The organism is Streptomyces venezuelae, assembly GCF_008642295.1.
Lineage (GTDB): Bacteria > Actinomycetota > Actinomycetes > Streptomycetales > Streptomycetaceae > Streptomyces > Streptomyces venezuelae_C.
The window spans coordinates 3,644,851-3,664,362 of record NZ_CP029190.1 but is presented as its reverse complement, the minus strand read 5'-3'; the positions used below and the strand labels follow the sequence as shown (position 1 = coordinate 3,664,362).

Here is a 19,512-nt window from a genome sequence, read left to right as displayed (position 1 = left end):
TGAGTTGTCCACAGCCGATTCGGTTGGAATTGCACGCAATCGAGTGATCCGCCCTGTGGATGGTGTGCACGGGCCCGCCGTCAGGCACTGCCCCGACGCGCCAGGTCGTTCATCGTCCGGGCCTGGAGCTCCCGCTCCGTCGCGGCCCGGACGAACGCCGCCACATGCTCGGCCCCCACCAGCTCCTGCACCGCCCGTACTGTCTCGGCCGGCAGTGCCACCGGGGCCGGGCCGCTGGGCTGCGGGGGCCCGGCCGACCCCAGATGCCGCTGCAGATGGCGCGTGGCGAAGAGCCGCATCGCCCGCGCCAGCTCGGCGTCCACCGTCTGCTGCGCCAGTGGGCGCAGCCGGCGCACCATCGTCGCCGCCTCCGTCGCATCCGCTTCCGTCGGAGGATGGTGGCCCAGGTAGCGGGCGAAGACATGCTCCGTGGTGAACTCCAGGAACCGCGAGGCGATGTGCTCCACCTGCCCGCGCAGCTCCCTCAGATGTCCGGTGATCGCCGCCAGGGGCACCCCCGCGGCGTGCAGTTCCGCCGCCACCGCCAGCTCCTGTGGGGAGGGCACCAGGAACTCGTCCTGGCACCCCGGGACCCGCTCCAGCACACCCAGTTCACAGGCCTCGTCCACCGCCCGGTCGTCGGACCGGCCGCCGAACCGCTCGTTCAGCTCCTCCCGGGAGATCCGGGCCGCTTCCTCGTCCGTCCACGGCCCGTGCACCTCCGCCACCAGACCGAGCACCCCGCCCAGCCCGCGGCCCGCATCCCAGGCCTCCAGCAGTTCCTTGATGGAGGCCAGGGTGTAGCCGCGGTCGAGCAGATCGGCGATCTGGCGCAGCCGCGCCAGATGCGTGTCCCGGTACACATTGGAGCGGCCCCGCCGCTCCGGCTTCGGCAGCAGCCCGCGGTCCTGGTACGCACGGATGGTGCGCACCGTGGCGCCGCTGTGGTGCGCCAGGTCCTCGATCCGGTACTCGGCCACTGCCTGTTCGGACAATCCTCGCTCCCTACGACATGGCGGCTCTGCCGATGGCCCCTGCCGCAGCCCGCGCGGCAGGCGAAACCGCCAGGTACTCGACCGCCCTGCGCAGCGAGCCCTCCTGCGAGGGATGGTACGACCGCCGGAAGTAGCGGGGTATGGCCATGCCGAGCTCTCTCCAGCCGGGCAGCAGTCCCTTGGCCACCGCCCGGTTGTGCTCGCGCAGCGAATAGCGCATCCGTCCGCCCAGCTGCGGATCGTTGCGGATCAGGTACGCCGCACCCGAGGCCCACAGCCAGGCCAGCACCGGGGCGGTCACCACCATGCCCTCGATCCGCCGTGCGTACCGGGGCAGTCCGGATCCCCCGCAGTGCTGGTACATGTCGAAGGCGACCGCCCTGTGCTCCACCTCCTCCGCGCCGTGCCAGCGCAGCAGATCGAGCATGATCTCGTCCGCCCCCGCCCGGTCCAGGGCATCGGCGCGCAGCACCCAGTCCCCCAGCACCGCCGTGAACTGCTCGATCGCGGCGATCAGGGCGAGCCGGAACCGCAGCCACTCCCCGGCCGGAACCGGCAGGCCGAACGGCGGGGTCTCCCCCAGCAGCTTCTCGAAGAGGAAGTCCACGTGTTTCGTGTACGCCTCGGTCGGAAGCCGCTGTTCGGCGAGGTGGTCCAGGACATGGGAGTGCTGCACGCTGTGCGTGGCCTCCTGCCCCATGAACCCCTTGACGTCCTTGCGCAGCTCCGGGTCGGTGACCAGCGGCAGGCCCTCTCTGAAGACCTTCACGAACCACCGCTCCCCGGCGGGCAGCAGCAGGTGCAGCACATTGATCACATGGGTGGCGGTGGGCTCGTCCGGTATCCAGTGCAGCGGGGTGGTCCGCCATTCGAAGGCCACCCGGCGCGGCACGATCGCATGGCCGCTCACAGCTTGGGCTCCACCCTCGCCAGCCTCCTCAGCACCCGCGGGGCGAACCGGGACAGGAACAGGGCGCCCTTGGACTCGGGGGTCACCGGTACCACCGCCCGGTTGTGGACCACCGCATCGAGGACCGCCTCGGCGACCTTCTCCGGGGGGAAGTTCCGCAGCCCGTACAGCCGGGCCGAGCGCTGCTGGCGGCGCTTCTCCTCCGCCGGGTCCACCCCGGCGAACCGGGCCGTGGAGGTGATGTTGGTGTTGACGATGCCGGGGCATATCGCGGAGACCCCGATCGACCGGGAGGCCAGCTCGGCGCGCAGGCACTCGGACAGCATCAGCACCGCGGCCTTGGAGGTCGAGTACGCGGGCAGGGTCTTGGACGGCAGATAGGCGGCGGCCGAGGCGGTGTTGACGATGTGCCCGCCCTGCCCGCGGTCGGCCATCTGCCGGCCGAAGATCCGGCAGCCGTGGATGACCCCCCACAGATTGACGTCCAGGACCTTCCGCCAGTCCTCCGAGCTGGTGTCGAGGAAGGCCCCCGACAGCCCGATCCCGGCGTTGTTGACCAGGACGTCCACGATTCCGTACTCGGCGGCGACCTTTGCGGCGAGCTTCTCCATCGCCTGCTCGTCGCTGACGTCCACGCTCTCCCCCCAGGCCTCCGGGGCACCGATCAGCCGGGCCATCTCCGCGGTCCGCACGGCCCCCTCGGCGTCCCGGTCCACGGCCACCACCCGGGCACCGGCCTCGGCGAACGCGAAGGCCGTGGCCCGGCCGATGCCGCTGGCGGCACCGGTCACCAGGACCAGCTGCCCGCCGAAGCGGTCGGCATACCGCCCCGGTGCCCGCCGCTCGGGGGCCGGGCCGGGCACCTCTTCCCTGGCGGTCACGAACTCGCTGATCCATGCGGCCAGCTGGTCGGGCCGGGTCCGCGGCACCCAGTGCTTGGCCGGCAGGGTCCGCCGCACCAGCTCCGGGGCCCACAGCTCCAGGTCGTCGTAGAGCCGCTCCGACAGGAAGGCGTCCCCGGTCGGCGTGATCAGCTGAACGGGCACGTGCGCATAGGCGTCAGGGCGCGGCCGGCGCATCCGCGGCCGGACGTTGTCCCGGTACAGCCAGGCGCCGTGTGCGGCGTCCGAGGGGAGCGAGGCCGTCGGGTACGCGCCGGCCGGAACCTGCTCCACCCGCTGGAGGATCTTCGGCCACCGCTTGCCCAGGGGACCCCGCCAGGCGAGTTCCGGCAGCACCGGCGTGTGCAGCAGGTACACGTACCAGGACTTGGCGCCCTGCCCGAGCAGCTGCGCGGCCCGGCGCGGAGTGGGCCGCAGCATCCGCTTCTTGATCCAGTGTCCGAAGTGGTCCAGCGAGGGCCCGGACATGGAGGTGAAGGAGGCGATCCGCCCCTCGGTCCGCTTGACGGTGGCGAACTCCCAGCCCTGGACGGAGCCCCAGTCGTGCCCGACCAGGTGCACCGGCCTGTCCGGGCTCACGGCGTCCGCAACCGCCAGGAAGTCGTCGGTCAGCTTCTCCAGGGTGAACCCGCCGCGCAGCGGCTGCGGGGCCGTGGACCGGCCGTGCCCGCGCACGTCGTACAGCACCACATGGAAGCGCTCCGCCAGCCGCTCGGCGACCTCCGACCAGACCTCCTTGCTGTCCGGGTAGCCGTGGACCAGCAGAACGGTCGGCCGGTCCGCCTCGCCCAGTTCGACGACGCACAGCTCGACCCCGCCCGTGCTCACCCTGCGCTCGCGCGCCCCCGCCAGCCCCGTCCCGCTCATGCCGCCCTCTCCTCGGTCTCGGCCCAGCGCCGCACATGCGGCAGATCATCATCCAGCCAGAATGCGCTCTCCTCGGGATCCTTCGAGTCGGTCACGACCAGGATCTCCTCGAACTTCGCGCCGGTACCCCGGAAGCCCAGATGGGGCTCCACCGCCCACAGCCCGGGCTGCGGCGGGTGAGCGGAGAACCTGTACGGACTCCACAGGGGGGACCAGCCTTCGCGGTGCCCGTGCAGGGCATCGCTCGCCAGCCCCTTGAGGGACTGGGTGCCGAACCCGAACACGGTCGGCGACCAGCGCCGCTCCCTGACCCGGTCCACCTTGTGCGCGATCACCCCGAACGGATAGGCGCGGTGCCGGTTCGCGTAACCCTGCCGGACCATCAGCCGCTCGACGTCCTCGTAGATCTCCCGCAGCGGCCTGCGCTCGCGGACCTCGGCGAGGATCAGTTCGCGGTGCGCCCGCAGGTCGTCCATCAGCCGGTCCTGCACCGGGTTCAGCCCCAGACTGCCCGAGTAGCCGATGTCCGCCGCATACCCGTTCAGGATCGGCGCGGCGTCCAGGATGAACGGCATTCCCGGCTCCAGCCGCCGATTGGTGGGGAAGAACTGCAGCGGTATCCGGAAGTTCACGAAGGCCGTTCGGTCACCGAACCAGGCGAAGGGCAGATGGAACCAGTCCCGCACCCCCCGCTCGCGCAGCCAGTCGCGCTGCATCCGGGCGGCCTCCCGCTCGGTGACCCCGGCCTTCAGCTGCGCCGAAACCGCCTCGGCGCACGCATAGGCGAGCCGCTGTACTTCCCTGAACCCGCGAAGATCGTCCCCTGCCATGCCAGCCGTCCGTCCCGTAGCCGTACGTGCCCGTAAGTTGACACTGACGAATGTGACAATGCCTGGAGGTCACGTCAAGGGTCGCGCAGGGACGGGAGCCCAACTCCGGCCCGAGTTGGCTCTCCGGAGCCACGCCCGTATCAGCCTCCCGTACGGGCATGTAGTCCTGAAGGCGGAGACAGGGTCCCGCTCCAGGTCTGACGCTCGGAGGCGGCCACACCACTACCGTCGAAGCCGTGACTGTCATTGCGACCGAAAGCCTGAGCAAGCGGTACCCCCGAGTGACCGCCCTCGACCGGCTCTCCCTGGACATCGGGCCCGGCGTGACCGGCCTCGTGGGTGCCAACGGAGCCGGCAAGTCCACGCTGATCAAGATCCTGCTGGGACTGTCCCCCGCCACCGAGGGCCGTGCCGCCGTACTCGGACTCGACGTCGCCACGCACGGCAGCGCCATCCGGGAACGTGTCGGCTACATGCCCGAACACGACTGCCTGCCGCCCGACGTCTCGGCCACCGAATTCGTCGTCCACATGGCGCGCATGTCCGGACTGCCGCCGACCGCGGCCCGCGAGCGGACCGCCGACACCCTGCGCCACGTCGGGCTCTACGAGGAGCGCTACCGCCCCATCGGCGGCTACTCCACCGGTATGAAGCAGCGGGTCAAGCTCGCCCAGGCCCTCGTCCACGACCCCCAGCTGGTCCTCCTCGACGAGCCCACCAACGGCCTGGACCCGGTCGGCCGGGACGAGATGCTCGGACTGATCCGCCGCATCCACACCGACTTCGGCATCTCGGTCCTGGTCACCTCGCACCTCCTGGGCGAACTGGAACGCACCTGCGACCACGTCGTGGTCGTCGACGGCGGCAGGCTCCTGCGCTCCAGCTCCACCAGCGACTTCACCCAGACCACCACCACCCTCGCGGTCGAGGTCACCGACTCCGACACCCACCCGGACGGCACCGCGGCCCTCCGCCAGGCACTCGCCTCGGCCGGCGTCACCCTCCACGAGGGAGAGGAACAAGGTCTGCCCGGCGCCGGCCACATCCTCCTCGTGGAGGCCACCGGCGAGCAGATCTACGACACCGTCCGCGACACCGTCGCCGACCTCGGCCTCGGCCTGGTCCGCATGGAGCAGCGCCGCCACCACATCGCCGAGGTCTTCAAGGACCCGAAGGGAGCCGGTTCCGATGGCAACTGACACCTCCACCCAGATCCACAACATCGGCTACCGCTCCTACGACGGCGCCCGGCTCGGCCGTGCCTACGCCCGCACCTCGCTCTTCTCGCAGTCCCTGCGAGGCGCCTACGGACTCGGCCGCTCCGCCAAGTCCAAGGTCCTCCCGATGATCCTCTTCGCGGTCATGTGCATCCCCGCGCTGATCATCGTCGCGGTCGCCATCGCGGTCCCCGGCTCCACCGACCTGCCGATGAAGTACACGACGTACGCCATCACCACCCAGGTGGTCATCGGTCTCTACCTCGCGTCCCAGGCGCCCCAGTCGGTCTCCCGGGATCTGCGCTTCAAGACTGTGCCGCTCTACTTCTCCCGGCCCATCGAGCGCGTCGACTACGTCCTCGCCAAGTACGCGGCGATGGCCTCGGCCCTCTTCATCCTCACCGCCACCCCGCTGCTGATCATGTACATCGGCTCGCTGCTGGCGAAATTCGACTTCGCGGACCAGACCGAAGGGTTCGCTCAAGGACTGGTCTCCGTGCTGCTCCTCTCGATCCTCTTCGCCGGCCTCGGCCTGGTCATGGCTGCGCTCACCCCGCGCCGCGGCTTCGGCGTCGCCGCTGTCATCGCCCTGCTGCTGATCCCCTACGGCGCCGTCTCCACCATCCAGGTCGTCGCCCTGGAGACCGGCAACAGCAGTGCCATCGAGTGGATGGGCCTGTTCTCCCCGATCACCCTGATCGACGGAGTCCAGACCGCCTTCCTCAACGCCGACTCCGCCTTCCCCGGCGGCGACGGCCCCTCGGCCGGCGTCGGCATCGTCTACCTGCTCGCCGTCTTCGCCCTCATCGCCGGCTCCTACGCCGCGCTGATGGCCCGCTACCGGAAGGCCGGGCTGTGACCATCATCGACATCGACCACACCTCCCGCTGGTTCGGGAACGTCGTCGCCGTCAACGACGTGACCATGCGCATCGGGCCCGGGGTCACCGGCCTCCTCGGCCCCAACGGCGCCGGCAAGTCCACCCTCATCAACATGATGGGCGGCTTCCTGGCCCCCTCCACCGGCACCGTGACCCTCGACGGCGCCCCGATCTGGCAGAACGAGACGGTCTACCGGCACATCGGCGTGGTACCCGAGCGGGAATCCATGTACGACTTCCTCACCGGCCGCGAGTTCGTCGTCGCCAACGCCGAACTCCACGGCCTCGACGACGCCGCCGCCCAGCGGGCCCTGGCCACCGTGGAGATGGAGTACGCCCAGGACCGCAAGATCGCGACCTACTCCAAGGGCATGCGGCAGCGCGTCAAGATGGCTTCCGCCCTCGTCCACGACCCCTCCGTGCTGCTGCTCGACGAACCGTTCAACGGCATGGACCCGCGCCAGCGCATGCAGCTCATGGACCTGCTGCGCCGCATGGGGGACGAAGGCCGGACCGTCCTGTTCTCCTCCCACATCCTCGAAGAGGTCGAACAGCTCGCCTCGCACATCGAGGTGATCGTGGCCGGCCGGCACGCGGCCTCCGGCGACTTCCGCCGGATCCGCCGCCTGATGACCGACCGGCCGCACCGCTACCTCGTACGCTCCTCCGACGACCGGGCGCTCGCCGCTGCCCTGATCGCCGACCCCTCCACCGCCGGCATCGAGGTCGACCACAAGGAAGGCGCCCTGCGCATCCAGGCCGTCGACTTCGGCCGCTTCACCGAGCTGCTGCCGCGCGTCGCACGCGCCCGCGGCATCCGGCTGCTGACGGTCTCCCCCTCCGACGAGTCCCTCGAGTCGGTCTTCTCCTACCTCGTAGCGGCCTGAAGGAGCTGGCACCGATGTACAACCCCACCGTCGCCCGGCTCACCTACCGGGCCCTGCTCGGCCGCCGCCGCGCGCTGATCCTCTTCGCGCTGCCCGCCCTGCTGATCGCCATCTCCCTCGCCGTCCGCGCCTTCACCGGCGTCGACGACAAGGTCGCGGCCGACCTTCTCGGCGGCTTCGCCCTCGCCACCATGGTCCCGCTGATCGGCGTCATCGCCGGCACCGGTGCCATCGGACCCGAGATCGACGACGGCTCGATCGTCTACCTGCTCGCCAAGCCGGTGAAGCGCCCGACGATCATCATGACCAAGCTCATCGTCGCCATCGCCGTCACCATGGCGTTCTCCGCGATCCCCACCCTGATCGCCGGCTTCATCCTCAACGGCAACGGCCAGCAGATCGCGGTCGCCTACACCGTGGCTGCGCTCATCGCCTCCGTCGCCTACAGCGCACTCTTCCTGCTGCTGGGCACCGTCAGCCGGCACGCAGTGGTCTTCGGCCTGGTCTACGCACTGATCTGGGAGTCCCTCTTCGGCAGCCTGGTCTCCGGAGCCAAGACCCTCAGCGTCCAGCAGTGGGCTCTCTCCCTCGCCGAGAAGGTTGCCGGACCCGGCTATGTGGACGCCGCCGTCGGTCTGCCCACCGCCGTGACCCTGCTCGCCGTCGTCACCGTGGGAGCCACCGTCTACGCCGGCCAGAAGCTCCGCCGCCTCACCCTCGCCGGCGAGGAGTAGGCGGGCCGCGCCACCGCGACACCCGCCCCGCCCGGCCTCATGCGCCGGGCGGGGCACAGCCGTACCCGTCATGATCGGCGCATGCTGCCGCACACCGAGCCCGAGCCCTCCCGGCCCGTGCGGTCCTGGGTACGCTCCTCGCCCGGGACGCACATCTGGCTGCTGATCATCGCCGTCACCAGCCTCGTCGTGGCCCTGGTCCCCGAGCAGCCCGAACACCTGCTGCTGCACCGCAACAGCAGCAATATCCACGAGCTCGACCAGTACCCGATCAGGTCACTCGTCACCAGCGCCTTCTGGATCGAGAACCCCGCCTCTCTCGCCCTCTACGCCCTCCTCTTCGAGGTGTTCCAGGCGCCCGTGGAACGCTGGCTGGGTACCCTGCGCTGGCTCGTCATCATCGCAACCGCCCATATCGCCGCCACCTTGGCCAGCCAGAAGCTGGTCCTGATGGCCATCGAGGATCATCGCGCCCCGCGCAGCATGGCCCATGTGGTCGACATCGGCGTCAGCTACGGACTGGCAGCTGCCATCGGGGTGCTCACCTACCGGCTGCCCCACCCCTGGCGCTGGCCCTACCTGATCGGCGCCGTCGCCCTGTTCGGGATCCCCCTGCTCACCGGGGCCACCTTCACCGACTTCGGGCACGCCATCGCCCTCGCCGTCGGTCTGCTGGCCTGGCCCCTCACCCGGCACCCTGTTTCACGTGAAACATAGTCAGCCGGGAGTCACTCGGGAGTCAGCCGGTCTCCGCTGACACCACCCCGTGCTCCCACGCCCACGAGGCGATTCCGACCCGGTTCCGCACCCCCAATTTCGCCTGCACATTGGCGATATGGGTCTTGGCCGTCCCGGCGCTGATGAACAGCTCCGAGCCGATCTCCGCATTCGTCAGGCCCCGGGCCACCAGCCGGACGATCTCCAGCTCCCGCTCGGTCAGCGGATGAGGCGCGGGAACCCGTGCAGCAGGCTGTTCGGTGAGCCGGCTCAGCAGCCGCACGGTGATCTGCGGACTGATCATCGTGTCCCCCTGCACGGCCGCCCGCACCCCCTCGATCAGCAGGGCCGGGCCAGAGCGCTTCAGCAGGAACCCACAGGCGCCGTACCGCAGTGCAGTGTGAACGTATTCGTCGAGATCGAACGTGGTCACCACGACCACCTTGGTGACCGGTGCCAGCAGGCGGGTCACCTCCAGCCCGTCCAGCTTCGGCATCCGGATGTCCACCAGCACCACATCCGGCCGCAGCTCCCGGGCCAGCGCCACTGCCTGCTCCCCGTCCTCCGCCTCCCCCACCACGCTGATGTCCGGCTGAGAATCGAGAATCAGCCGGAATCCGCTGCGAATATCCGCCTGGTCATCCGCTATCAGAATCCGCGTCGTCACCCGACCATGATCACCCCTGGGGGGCTGTCACCGCCGGGAAAACCGCACGGACCAGCCAGCCGCCCCCGTCCACCGCGCCAGCTGTCAGAGTCCCCTCCGCTGCCTCCACCCGCCCCCGCAGACCCTCCAGCCCGGTCCCGCTCCGGCGCCGGGCCCAACGCCCCCGCCCACCCCCCTGGGCAGCGGAATTGGCCACACTCAGCTCGATCCCCGCCCCGGCCCGCCGGACCGCCACGGTCACCAGCGCGGCCCCGGGCGCATGCCTCCGTACGTTCGTCAGCGCCTCCACCACCACCCGGTACGCCGTGCTGTCCGCCTCCCGGGACAGCCCCGCCAGCGCCACCGGATCCGCCTCCAGTACCCCGCCCTCGAACCTGCCGACCAGAGCGGGCAGTTCCGCAAGCCCGGGGGTCGGCGCCGTCGGACCGCCGCCCGCCGCCCGCAGCGCGTGCACCGTACGGTCCATCGTGGCCAGCGCGTTCAGTCCCGCCGCCTCGATCCGCTCCAGGGCCGCCACCGCGTGCCGCGGATCCTGTTCCGCCACGAACCGCGCCGCCTGTGCCTGCACCACGATCGCGCTGACATCGTGCGCCACAAAGTCATGCAGATCACGGGCCAGTTCCAGCTGCTGCTCCCGCCGTGCCTCGACCACCGCCCGTCGGGACCGCCCCGCCTGACGACGCAGGTACGCACCGGCTCCGGACGCTCCTGCCGCCGGCAACGCCCAGAACAGCGCGGCCCCGGCCGCCTCCGGCCACCCCGCGTCCGGCATCAGGGAAACCGGCCAGTACGCCACCGCCGCCCCGCCCAGACAGCAGCCGGCCCAGGCCCATGGCCGCGGCGACCAGCGGGCCGTGAGCGCCAGCAGCGGCAGCAGTACCCCGACCCCGAGCAGCGTCCCCGCGGCGGGTGCACCCCGCACGGAGGCGACCAGCAGCAGGACGGCCCCCAGAGCCAGCGAAGGACCGTATCCGGCGCTCAGTTTCGAGATCACCCGGCCGACCCTACGAGCCCGCACCCACCCCGGCCATCTGCCGATCGGCAGAGCCGCGTACCGGTACGACCTGCCGGTCGGCGGATGGATTCCGGGACCTCGACCGACGAGGTTGGAGACATCAACCGATGCCCGAGGACAAGGACTTGGCCGATGACCACCAGCACGGCCGCCACCGCACCCGCCCGGGCCACGGACACCCCTCCCGGCGTCTCCCCCCGGCTCGTCCGGACCGCCAGGCTCGCCTCGCTGACCGTGTTGCCCAGCTGCCTGTGGCGGCTCCTGATCGCCTTGGGCGTGCCCATGGGCTGGGGCCCCGGCAGCGACCTGCACCACTCGTACTATCCGGGCCGGGCATCCCTGGCCCTGCTCCTCGTCTGTGCCCTCCAGGAAGCCGCGGGCCTGCTGAGTCTCGGCCTGGTCCAGCGCTGGGGCGAGCAGGTGCCCCACTGGGTGCCCGGACTGGGCGGACGCCGGATCCACCCCATGACGGCCTTGGTCCCCGCCGCGCTCGGCGCCATCGCAGTCACCGGCGTCACGTTCCTGGGCGCCTGGGTGTGGAACGACACCAACGCCGCGAATCCCGACGCGCCCACCGGGTTCTACGGCTGGCTCTTCGCCCTGACCTACGCGCCCCTGCTGCTGTGGGGTCCGCTGCTGGGCATCCTCACCGTCGCCTACTGGCGGCGCCGCCGGATACACGGCTGATGCGCGGAAATTCACTGGTCCGCGACCACCCGCCCGGGCACAGTGGATCTCGCGGGGAGCAACAAAAGGTCCGGGTCGGCCACTTCGAGCGCGCCTCAGGGCGCGGGCCGTCCCGGACCTCCTGCATGCGTTTCTAGGCCGCGCCCAGCAGGCGCTCCAGCACCACCGCGATGCCGTCCTCCTCATTGGAGGTCGTCACCTCGTCCGCGATGGCCTTCAGATCACGGTGGGCGTTGGCCATGGCCACACCGTGGGCCGCCCAGCCGAACATGGGGATGTCGTTCGGCATATCGCCGAAGGCGATGGTCTCCGTCTTCTTCACACCCAGCCGGCGCGCCGCCAGAGAGAGCCCCGTCGCCTTGCTCAGCCCCAGCGGCAGTATCTCCACCACGCCCGGCCCCGCCACGACCACGTCGACCAGTGCCCCGACGATGTTCTTCGCCGTCGTGGCGAGGGTGTCGTCGTCCAGCTCGGCATGTTGGATGTACAGCTTGGTGAGCGGGGCCGCCCACAGCTCCGCCGTGTCCTTCAGGAACACGTACGGCAGCGGCCCCTCCTGCACCTGGTAGCCCGGGCCGACCAGCACGTCGCCGTCGATCCCGTCCCGGCTCGCGGCCAGGAAGACCGGGCCCAGCTCCGCCTCGATCTTGGCCAGTGCCAGCCCGCCGAGCTGCCGGTCCAGGGTCACCGAGGTGAGCAGCCGGTGCTCTCCCGCGTGGTAGACCTGGGCTCCCTGGCCGCACACCGCGAGCCCCTGGTAGCCCAGGTCGTCGAGGATGGGACGGGTCCAGGGCACGGCCCGGCCGGTGACCACGATGTGGGCGGCCCCCGCCGCGGTCGCCGCGGCGAGCGCCTCGCGCGTCCGCTCGGAGATCGACTCGTCGGCCCGCAGCAGCGTGCCGTCGAGGTCGGTGGCGATCAGGCGGTACGGAAGACTCACTTGGCGACCGGCTCCAGGACCTCGCGGCCACCCAGGTACGGGCGGAGCACTTCGGGCACCCGCACCGAACCGTCGGCCTGCTGGTGGTTCTCCAGCAGTGCCACGATGGTCCGCGGAACGGCGCACAGCGTGCCGTTCAGGGTGGCCAGCGGCTGGGTCTTCTTGCCGTCCCGCAGGCGCACCGACAGGCGACGGGCCTGGAAGCTGTCGCAGTTCGAGGCGGAGGTCAGCTCGCGGTACTTGCCCTGGGTCGGGATCCAGGCCTCGCAGTCGAACTTGCGGGAGGCGGAGGCGCCCAGGTCGCCGGTGGCGACGTCGATCACCTGGAACGGCAGCTCGAGGCTGGTCAGCCACTGCTTTTCCCAGTCCAGCAGGCGCTGGTGCTCGGCCTCGGCGTCCTCCGGCGCGACGTAGGAGAACATCTCCACCTTGTCGAACTGGTGGACGCGGAAGATGCCGCGGGTGTCCTTGCCGTACGTGCCGGCCTCACGCCGGAAGCACGGCGAGAAGCCGGCGTACCGCAGCGGCAGCTTGTCCGCCTCGATGATCTCGTCCATGTGGTACGCGGCGAGCGGTACCTCGGAGGTGCCGACCAGGTAGTAGTCGTCCTTCTCCAGGTGGTAGACGTTCTCCGAGGCCTGGCCGAGGAAGCCGGTGCCCTCCATGGCCCGCGGACGCACCAGGGCCGGGGTCAGCATCGGGATGAAACCGGCCGCGGTGGCCTGCGCGATGGCCGCGTTGACCAGCGCGAGCTCGAGCAGGGCGCCGACACCCGTGAGGTAGTAGAAGCGCGAGCCCGACACCTTCGCGCCGCGCTCCACGTCGATCGCGGCCAGCAGCTCGCCGAGCTCCAGGTGGTCCTTGGGCTCGAAGCCCTCGGCGGCGAAGTCGCGGATCGTGCCGTGCGTCTCCAGTACGGCGAAGTCCTCCTCGCCGCCGACGGGCACGTCCGGGTGGACGATGTTGCCCAGCTGGAGCAGCAGCGCGCGGGCGGCTTCGTCCGCCTCGTTCTGCGCGGCCTCGGCGGCCTTCACGTCCGCCTTGAGCTGCTCGGCCTTCTTGAGCAGTTCCGCCCGCTCCTCCGGGGAGGCCTTGGGGATCAGCTTGCCGAGGGACTTCTGCTCGTTGCGGAGCTCGTCGAATCGGACGCCCGAGGACCTGCGGCGCTCGTCGGCGGAGAGCAGTGCGTCGACAAGCTCGACGTCCTCTCCACGGGCGCGCTGCGAGGCGCGGACACGGTCGGGGTCTTCACGGAGCAGCCGGAGGTCAATCACCCCTCCAGGCTACCGGGCGGGGCTCGAGGGGATCACACCGATATCACGCTGCGTGTCGCTATGTCCCAATTGCCGCGAATGCAAAACTGTTGCCGTGTGGCCGGAACCGGGCGGCCCACGATGGTCGATAAAAGGGTTCCGATTCCCCGAAATAGGTACATCGGTGACCCTTGCGCCTCGCGGGTGCACGGCCTGAACAGCCGACTTGTCCACAGGAATGGAGCGCGAAGGCCTCTTGTCCACAGGCTGTGGCCGGTCTCTGTGGACAGAATTGGGGATCATTCCCGAGGAAGCTCGGCGTGGGTCGAATCGGGGTTCAAACCACCCTCACACACTCATTCGGGTGGGAATGACTCGCTCCAAAGAGTTGATCGGGGATACGGGGGTGACGCCGTTCACCTACCGCTCGCTCATGCGAAACCTGAGTGCCCCGACCGATTTGTCGACCTTACGGGGCCCCGGTGTCGACTAGTCCACAGGCTCGAGGCCGAGCCTGTGGATAACCCGGTGGATAACTTTACGGACGCCCGTCGAGGCAGCGCGTCAGCCAGTCGGAGGCAGCCGTGAAGTCGCCGTCGGTGGTTCCGGCGCGGGCGGCTCTGATGTCACCCTGCGCAACACCCGCCCGCGGATAGGAGCCGAGGAAGCGGACCTGCGGGCAGGTGCGCCTGAGGCCCATCAGCGCCTCGCTCATCCGGCGGTCGGAGATGTGGCCTTCGGCGTCCACGGCGAAGCAGTAGTTGCCGATGCCCTGGCCGGTGGGCCGGGACTGGATGAGCATGAGGTTGACCCCGCGGACCGCGAACTCCTGGAGGAGTTCGAGCAGAGCTCCGGGGTGGTCGTCGCCGAGCCAGAGCACCACGGAGGTCTTGTCGGCACCGGTGGGCGCGGCCGGCCGGGCCGGCCGGCCCACCAGCACGAACCGGGTCTCTGCGTTCTCCGCGTCGTGGATCTCGGTGACCAGGGGCTCCAGCCCATAGGTGGCGGCAGCGAACTCCCCGGCGAAGGCTGCGTCGAACCGGCCCTCCTGGACGAGCCGTGCGCCGTCGGCGTTGGAGGCGGCCGACTCCCACACCGCGTCGGGCAGGTGGGCGCGCAGCCAGTTGCGCACCTGCGGCTGCGCCACCGGGTGCCCGGTGACCGTCTTGACGTCGGACAGTTTGGTGCCGGGCCGAACCAGCAACGCGAACGCGATCGGCAGCAGCACCTCGCGGTAGATCATCAGGGGTTCGCCGGAGGCCAGCTCGTCGAGGGTGGCGGTGACTCCGCCCTCCACCGAGTTCTCGATCGGCACCAGGGCCGCGGCGGCTTCTCCGTTGCGTACGGCATCCAGAGCGGCCGGGACCGACACCATCGGGACCAGCTCCCGGGTGGCGGCTTCCGGCAGGGTTCGCAGGGCGGCTTCGGTGAACGTGCCCTCGGGTCCGAGATAGGTGAAGCGCGTGGCCGACATGCGGTCAGCCTAATGCCGGGAGGGGCCGCCCCGTGGTGCCGTTCACCCCTCGAGCAGTCGCTGGCCGACGTACTCCCCGGGCCGGGGCCCGGCCGGCACGGCGTACAGTCCGCTGGCTTCGTGCCGGATGAAAGGGGACAGGGCGTCGCCCCGGTCGAGCTTGCGCTGGACGGGGACGAACCCGCGGAGCGGGTCGGCCTGCCAGCAGACGAAGAGCAGCCCTGCGTCGGGAGTGCCGTCCGGGCCGATTCCGTCGTGGTACGAGAAGGGCCGGCGGAGCATGGCGGCACCGCCGTTCTGCTCGGGGGCGGAGATACGGGCATGGGCGTTGGAGGGGATGACGGGCTTTCCGTCGGCGCCGAACCTGTTGAGATCGGGCTCGGTGGTCTCCGTGCCGCCGGTCAGCGGCGCGCCATTGGCCTTCTTCCGGCCGATGATCTGTTCCTGCTGCTCCAGGGACTGCTTCTCCCAGTCGTCGAGGAGCATCCGGATACGGCGTACGACGGCATAGGAGCCGCCGGCCATCCAGGCGTGTTCGGCGGGGCCGGGTCCGGCGTCCGGGACGAAGATCCGCCGGTCGAAGTCGGGTTCGGCGGGCTTGGGATTGCCGGTGCCGTCGACCTGGCCCATCAGATTGCGGGCGGTCATGGGGGTGCCGGTGGCGCCGGGGGAGCGGTTGAAGCCGTTCATCTGCCACCGGATCCGGGCCGCCTCACCGGCCTCCTTCTGGAGGGTCCGCAGGGCGTGGAAGGCAACGAGCCCGTCATTGGCGCCGATCTGGATCCACAGGTCGCCGTTGCTGCGCTTGGGGTCGAGCTGGTCCGCGGAGAAATCGGGCAGCGGGTCGAGGGCGGTGGGCCGGCGGTGCGTGAGCCCGGTCCTGTCGAAGAAGGAGTGGCCGAAGCCGAAGGTGACGGTGAGGGAGCAGGGTCCCGCGTCGAGGGCGATCCCGGTGTCGCCGGCTGCCGCGGGCTCCCCCGCCATCAGCCGGCGGGCGCTGTCGGACCAGCGGCGGAGCAGGGCGATGGCCTCCGTACGGCCGGCGCCGGGGGCCAGGTCGAGGGCGAGGAGGTGGCCCTTGGCCTGGAGGGGGGTGGTGATGCCGGCCTGCCGGTCGCCGTGGAAGGCGACCGCCGTGCTGCCCAGGGTGGACAGGGCGCCGGGGTTGCCGGTGCCGCCGCTGTCGTTGCCGCTGTCGGCGAGTGCGGAGTGGCCGAGCGCGCCGCCGGCCGCGCCGAGCGCGAGTCCGGCGGCGCCGGCCGCGCCGACGGTGCCCAGCAGCCGCCTACGGGAGATCTCGATGTCGGTGGTGCTCTCAGTCACGCTGCTCAGCCGATCTTCACGTTCTTGTTGACGGTCACTTGGTCGATGTCGGAGGTGCGGACGGTCACGTCGATGCGCCACTCGCCGGCCAGCGGGAGCTGGACCCCGCTCGCGCTCCAGTGCCCGGCGCCGGCGCGGTCCGGGACCAGGGGCAGGGGGCCGATCTCCTGGGCGGGGAGGGTGAAGGAGACCTTCACCTCGGGGGCGTCGAGGGGCTGGCCGTCGGCGCCGTCGATCCACAGGTGGAGGGTGTTGGCACCGGTCCGGCCCGGGTCGAGTTCAAGGCGTGCGGTGCCCTTGCCGGACTGGCCGCCGGTGTCGAAGGGCAGGCTGATCTTGATGGGGCGGTTCGGAACGGCGGTGGCCGTGGCGGTGTCCCGCCCGGCTTCGAGTTCTGCGGCCCGGCCCGGTTCGGTGCTGGTCAGCAGGGTGGTGACGGCGAGCAGTACGGCGGCCACGGCGGCCTCGGTGAGGACCGAGCGGCGTAGTCCGGCGCGGTCGGTGTCGGCGTTGCGGAGGCGCTGCTTGCGGGCCTTGGTACGGGCGGCCTGCTGCCGGGCGAGCTGGGCGGCGCGTTCGGGATCCGCGGGGACGGAGACCGGCTCGGGCTCGGGCTGCGGCTCGGTGTCCGTCTCGGTGTCCTGCGCGGTCGCTGTTTCACGTGAAACATCGCTGCGAGTGGCCAGCCGGGCGGTCCACCTGCGGGACATCGAGGCGACGCCGACAAGGACGGCGACGAGGCCGATCTTGACGAGCAGGAGCTGTCCGTAGCCGGTGCCGGTGAGAGCGGACCAACTGCCGACCTGCCGCCAGGCCTGGTAGAGGCCGGTGGCGGCGAGGACCAGAACGCTGGTGAAAGCGATCCGGGAGAAGCGCTGAACGGTCTCGCGGGGGAGCGCGGGGCTGGTGTGCAGGGCGACCAGGAGGGCGGTGAGCCCACCGAGCCAGGTGGCGACTGCCAGCAGATGGAGGATGTCCACCGGCATGGCGATGCCGGTCTGAATGCCGGTGGATGCGTGTTCCGACAGGGCCCAGGTGGCGGCGATGCCGCCGGCCACGACGGTGCCGCCCACGCCAAGGCCGAAGGTCAGGTCGCTGAGCTCCTTCGCCTCCTCGGCGCTACCGGTCGCGTCGTCGGCGGTGTCCTTCGATGCGCCCCCCGTGGAGTCCTTCGCGGCGTCCGTCGCAGCGTCCGTCACGGCGTCCTCGGCCGGCTTCTGACGGGCATAGGAACCGAAGAGTACGGCGATGAAGAGGGCGGCGGCTCCCAGCAGCAGCAGTCGGGAGACCAGGGAGGCCCCGGTCTTGGTCTCCAGTACGGCCTTCAGCCCACCGAGGTCGAAGGCGTCGGCGAACTCCCCGGACCCGGTGTACGGGTGGCGCAGGACGAGCATGGCGAGCGTGGCGGCGGTGAGGGTCACCCAGGCGCGCAGGACGAGCTTCTGCAGGGGGCGTTCGGCGGCACCGCGGCGCCAGCACAGCAGGATGAAGGCGGCGCTGCCGACGAGGACGGCGAACCCGGCGTAGGCGGCGTAGCGTGCGATGTCGTACGCGATGCCGACCGGGCCGTCGCCGGCCTGACGGGTGGGCAGGGTGACGGTGGTGGCGGAGGGGGCGCCGATGGAGAAGGTGAAGGCGCCGGAGATGGGGTGGCTGTCACCGGACACGGCCTGCCAGGCGACCGTATAGGTGCCGTTGGGGAGTCCGGTGTGCAGGGCAGTGCCGTAGCGGATGACGGATCCGCTGCACAGGTCGCGGAGTTCGCCGGTGTCGACGCGCTTGCCGCGGGGGTCCATGACGCGGATGGAGTCGTCGCCCATGGCGACCTTCTCCGAGAAGGAGAGGGTGACCTGGGCCGGCGCAGTGGCGACCACCGCCCCGTCCTTGGGGTCGCTCGCGGTGAGTGCGGCGTGTGCCGCGGCCGGTGTGGCCGCGGTGAACAAGGTTGCCAGCAAGGCTGCGAGGACCAGCACGAGCCGCGGCAGGAGTGCCGTGGCAGTGGTGCGGGCCGGGGATGGGGCGGTGGCCGTCATGGCGTGTCAGTCCCTCGGTCCGTCAGTGGGAGTTTTCGTTCTGCGGGTTGTGGGTCCGTTCCTTCACATCGAGTTCGACCTTGACAGGGCCGGCCTTCTCGAAGCGCAGTTCGATGGTGATCTTGTCGCCGACCTTCGGCTTGTTCTTGAGCCCCATGAACATGACGTGGTTGCCGCCGCGTTCCAGTTTCAGCTCGCCGTTCGCTGGTACGTCCATGGACGGAACCTGCTGCATCTTCTGGTTCTTGGTCTCGTGGATCTGCACGTCATCGGAGAGCGGGCTGGTGACGGCCGTGAGCTTGTCGGCGGTCGAGGAGCCGTTCTTGATGACCATGAAGCCGCCGGCCATCTTGTCGTTGACGGGTTCCGGCATGAAGGCGCCGCTCACCGTCATGGCGGGCTTGGCCGGCTTGTCGGAGCCGGAACCCGAGTCGGAGCCGGAGTCGGAGGAGCAGCCGGATATGGCGAGGGCGGCCGTCAGGGAGAGGGCGGCGGCGAGGGTGCGGGTGGTGCGGCGGTTCACGGGTTCTCTCCCTTGACGAGCTTCGGCAGGTCCTTGGTGTAGGCGTCGGCGCTGGTGTCCTCGCCGTAGAGGACATAGCCCTCGTCGGTCTTGGGGGAGAACGCCAGGACCTGGGCGCCGTGCATGGAGACGACGCTCCCGTCGGCCTCCTTCTTGGCGGGGTCGATGCCGATGCCGATGCTGCGGGCTGCTGCCTGGATGGTCTTGAAGTCGCCGGTGAGGCCGACGAAGGACGGGTCCTGGGCCTTGAGCCACGAGCCGAGGGATGCCGGGGTGTCCCGCTCGGGGTCGGTGGTGACGAACACGACCTGGAGCTTGTCCTGGTCCGCCTTGGGGAGAGCCTTACGGGCCACGGCGATGTTGCTCATGGTGAGCGGGCACACGTCGGGGCAGTTGGTGTAGCCGAAGTAGATGAGCACGGCCTTGCCCTTGGTCTGCTCACGCAGGTTCCACGGCTTGCCCGTGGTGTCGGTGAGGACCAGGTCCGGCTTTTCGAAGGGCCGGTCGAGCACGGTGCCCGCCGCGGTCTTGGCCGGGGCGTTCACCTGGGCAACGGCGCTTTTGGCGGGCTTGTTGTCGCCGCAGGCGGCGAGGGTGAAAACGGCTGCCGCTGCCAGGGCGGCGGCCGTCACACGTGTGGTGCGCATGGAGAGTGGTC

At 70.4% G+C, this 19,512-nt stretch carries 19 protein-coding genes; 6 read left to right on the top strand and 13 right to left on the bottom strand.

Annotation, left to right across the window (positions count from 1 at the left end; all coding sequences use genetic code 11):
- Positions 1-80 precede the first annotated feature (80 nt).
- The 4 genes from DEJ50_RS16160 to DEJ50_RS16145 are packed head-to-tail and all read right to left on the bottom strand — an operon-like array spanning position 81 to position 4,504.
- Complete coding sequence (locus DEJ50_RS16160; RefSeq protein WP_150208699.1) at positions 81-995, bottom strand: MerR family transcriptional regulator; 915 nt, start codon at positions 993-995, stop codon at positions 81-83.
- Between the two features lie 10 nt (positions 996-1,005).
- On the bottom strand, positions 1,006-1,905 hold the full coding sequence (locus tag DEJ50_RS16155) for a metal-dependent hydrolase (RefSeq protein WP_150208698.1): 900 nt from the start codon (positions 1,903-1,905) through the stop codon (positions 1,006-1,008).
- Entirely contained in the window at positions 1,902-3,674 is a 1,773-nt protein-coding gene (locus DEJ50_RS16150) for an SDR family oxidoreductase (protein ID WP_150208697.1), read from the bottom strand. The genes DEJ50_RS16155 and DEJ50_RS16150 overlap by 4 nt, the downstream gene beginning before the upstream one ends.
- Entirely contained in the window at positions 3,671-4,504 is an 834-nt protein-coding gene (locus DEJ50_RS16145; RefSeq protein ID WP_150208696.1) for a M24 family metallopeptidase, read from the bottom strand. Before DEJ50_RS16145 ends, DEJ50_RS16150 begins: the two co-directional genes overlap by 4 nt.
- Positions 4,505-4,740: 236 nt before the next feature.
- On the opposite strand from DEJ50_RS16145, the gene DEJ50_RS16140 reads away from it, so the two are divergent.
- The 5 genes from DEJ50_RS16140 (at position 4,741) to DEJ50_RS16120 (ending at position 8,939) form a co-directional block, all read left to right on the top strand.
- Complete coding sequence (locus DEJ50_RS16140) at positions 4,741-5,703, top strand: ABC transporter ATP-binding protein (protein WP_150208695.1); 963 nt, start codon at positions 4,741-4,743, stop codon at positions 5,701-5,703.
- Positions 5,693-6,580 (top strand): ABC transporter permease subunit, encoded by an 888-nt coding sequence (locus DEJ50_RS16135; protein ID WP_150208694.1) that lies wholly within the window; start codon positions 5,693-5,695, stop codon positions 6,578-6,580. Before DEJ50_RS16140 ends, DEJ50_RS16135 begins: the two co-directional genes overlap by 11 nt.
- The gene (locus tag DEJ50_RS16130; protein ID WP_150208693.1) at positions 6,577-7,488 is read left to right on the top strand and encodes an ABC transporter ATP-binding protein; all 912 of its coding nucleotides are present in this window, start codon (positions 6,577-6,579) and stop codon (positions 7,486-7,488) included. Before DEJ50_RS16135 ends, DEJ50_RS16130 begins: the two co-directional genes overlap by 4 nt.
- A gap of 14 nt (positions 7,489-7,502) precedes the next feature.
- Positions 7,503-8,222, top strand: coding sequence for an ABC transporter permease (locus tag DEJ50_RS16125; RefSeq protein WP_150208692.1), 720 nt, complete (start codon positions 7,503-7,505; stop codon positions 8,220-8,222).
- Positions 8,223-8,303: 81 nt separating this feature from the next.
- Positions 8,304-8,939, top strand: coding sequence for a rhomboid-like protein (locus DEJ50_RS16120; protein WP_150208691.1), 636 nt, complete (start codon positions 8,304-8,306; stop codon positions 8,937-8,939).
- Between the two features lie 22 nt (positions 8,940-8,961).
- On the opposite strand, the gene DEJ50_RS16115 is transcribed toward DEJ50_RS16120, so the two are convergent.
- A complete protein-coding gene (locus DEJ50_RS16115) occupies positions 8,962-9,606 on the bottom strand; it encodes a response regulator (protein WP_150208690.1) in 645 nt (214 codons plus the stop codon).
- Between the two features lie 10 nt (positions 9,607-9,616).
- Positions 9,617-10,600 carry a sensor histidine kinase gene (locus DEJ50_RS16110; RefSeq protein ID WP_150208689.1) on the bottom strand — a complete coding sequence of 328 codons (984 nt, stop codon included), beginning with the start codon at positions 10,598-10,600 and terminating at the stop codon, positions 9,617-9,619.
- 153 nt (positions 10,601-10,753) lie between these two features.
- Between DEJ50_RS16110 and DEJ50_RS16105 the strand changes: the two genes are divergently transcribed.
- Positions 10,754-11,308 carry a hypothetical protein gene (locus DEJ50_RS16105; RefSeq protein ID WP_190344531.1) on the top strand — a complete coding sequence of 185 codons (555 nt, stop codon included), beginning with the start codon at positions 10,754-10,756 and terminating at the stop codon, positions 11,306-11,308.
- Positions 11,309-11,441: 133 nt separating this feature from the next.
- On the opposite strand, the gene DEJ50_RS16100 is transcribed toward DEJ50_RS16105, so the two are convergent.
- The 7 genes from DEJ50_RS16100 to DEJ50_RS16070 form a co-directional block, all read right to left on the bottom strand.
- Entirely contained in the window at positions 11,442-12,248 is an 807-nt protein-coding gene (locus DEJ50_RS16100) for an HAD family hydrolase (protein WP_150208688.1), read from the bottom strand.
- Positions 12,245-13,522, bottom strand: coding sequence for a serine--tRNA ligase (gene serS / locus DEJ50_RS16095; protein WP_150208687.1), 1,278 nt, complete (start codon positions 13,520-13,522; stop codon positions 12,245-12,247). The genes DEJ50_RS16100 and serS overlap by 4 nt, the downstream gene beginning before the upstream one ends.
- Before the next feature lie 517 nt (positions 13,523-14,039).
- Positions 14,040-14,975 (bottom strand): prephenate dehydratase, encoded by a 936-nt coding sequence (gene pheA / locus DEJ50_RS16090; RefSeq protein WP_150208686.1) that lies wholly within the window; start codon positions 14,973-14,975, stop codon positions 14,040-14,042.
- A gap of 42 nt (positions 14,976-15,017) precedes the next feature.
- Complete coding sequence (efeB, locus tag DEJ50_RS16085) at positions 15,018-16,298, bottom strand: iron uptake transporter deferrochelatase/peroxidase subunit (RefSeq protein WP_150208685.1); 1,281 nt, start codon at positions 16,296-16,298, stop codon at positions 15,018-15,020.
- Between the two features lie 5 nt (positions 16,299-16,303).
- A complete protein-coding gene (locus DEJ50_RS16080; protein WP_150208684.1) occupies positions 16,304-18,331 on the bottom strand; it encodes a copper resistance protein CopC in 2,028 nt (675 codons plus the stop codon).
- 22 nt (positions 18,332-18,353) lie between these two features.
- Positions 18,354-18,854, bottom strand: coding sequence for a copper chaperone PCu(A)C (locus DEJ50_RS16075; protein WP_150208683.1), 501 nt, complete (start codon positions 18,852-18,854; stop codon positions 18,354-18,356).
- The gene (locus tag DEJ50_RS16070; RefSeq protein WP_150208682.1) at positions 18,851-19,501 is read right to left on the bottom strand and encodes an SCO family protein; all 651 of its coding nucleotides are present in this window, start codon (positions 19,499-19,501) and stop codon (positions 18,851-18,853) included. Before DEJ50_RS16070 ends, DEJ50_RS16075 begins: the two co-directional genes overlap by 4 nt.
- Positions 19,502-19,512 lie beyond the last annotated feature (11 nt).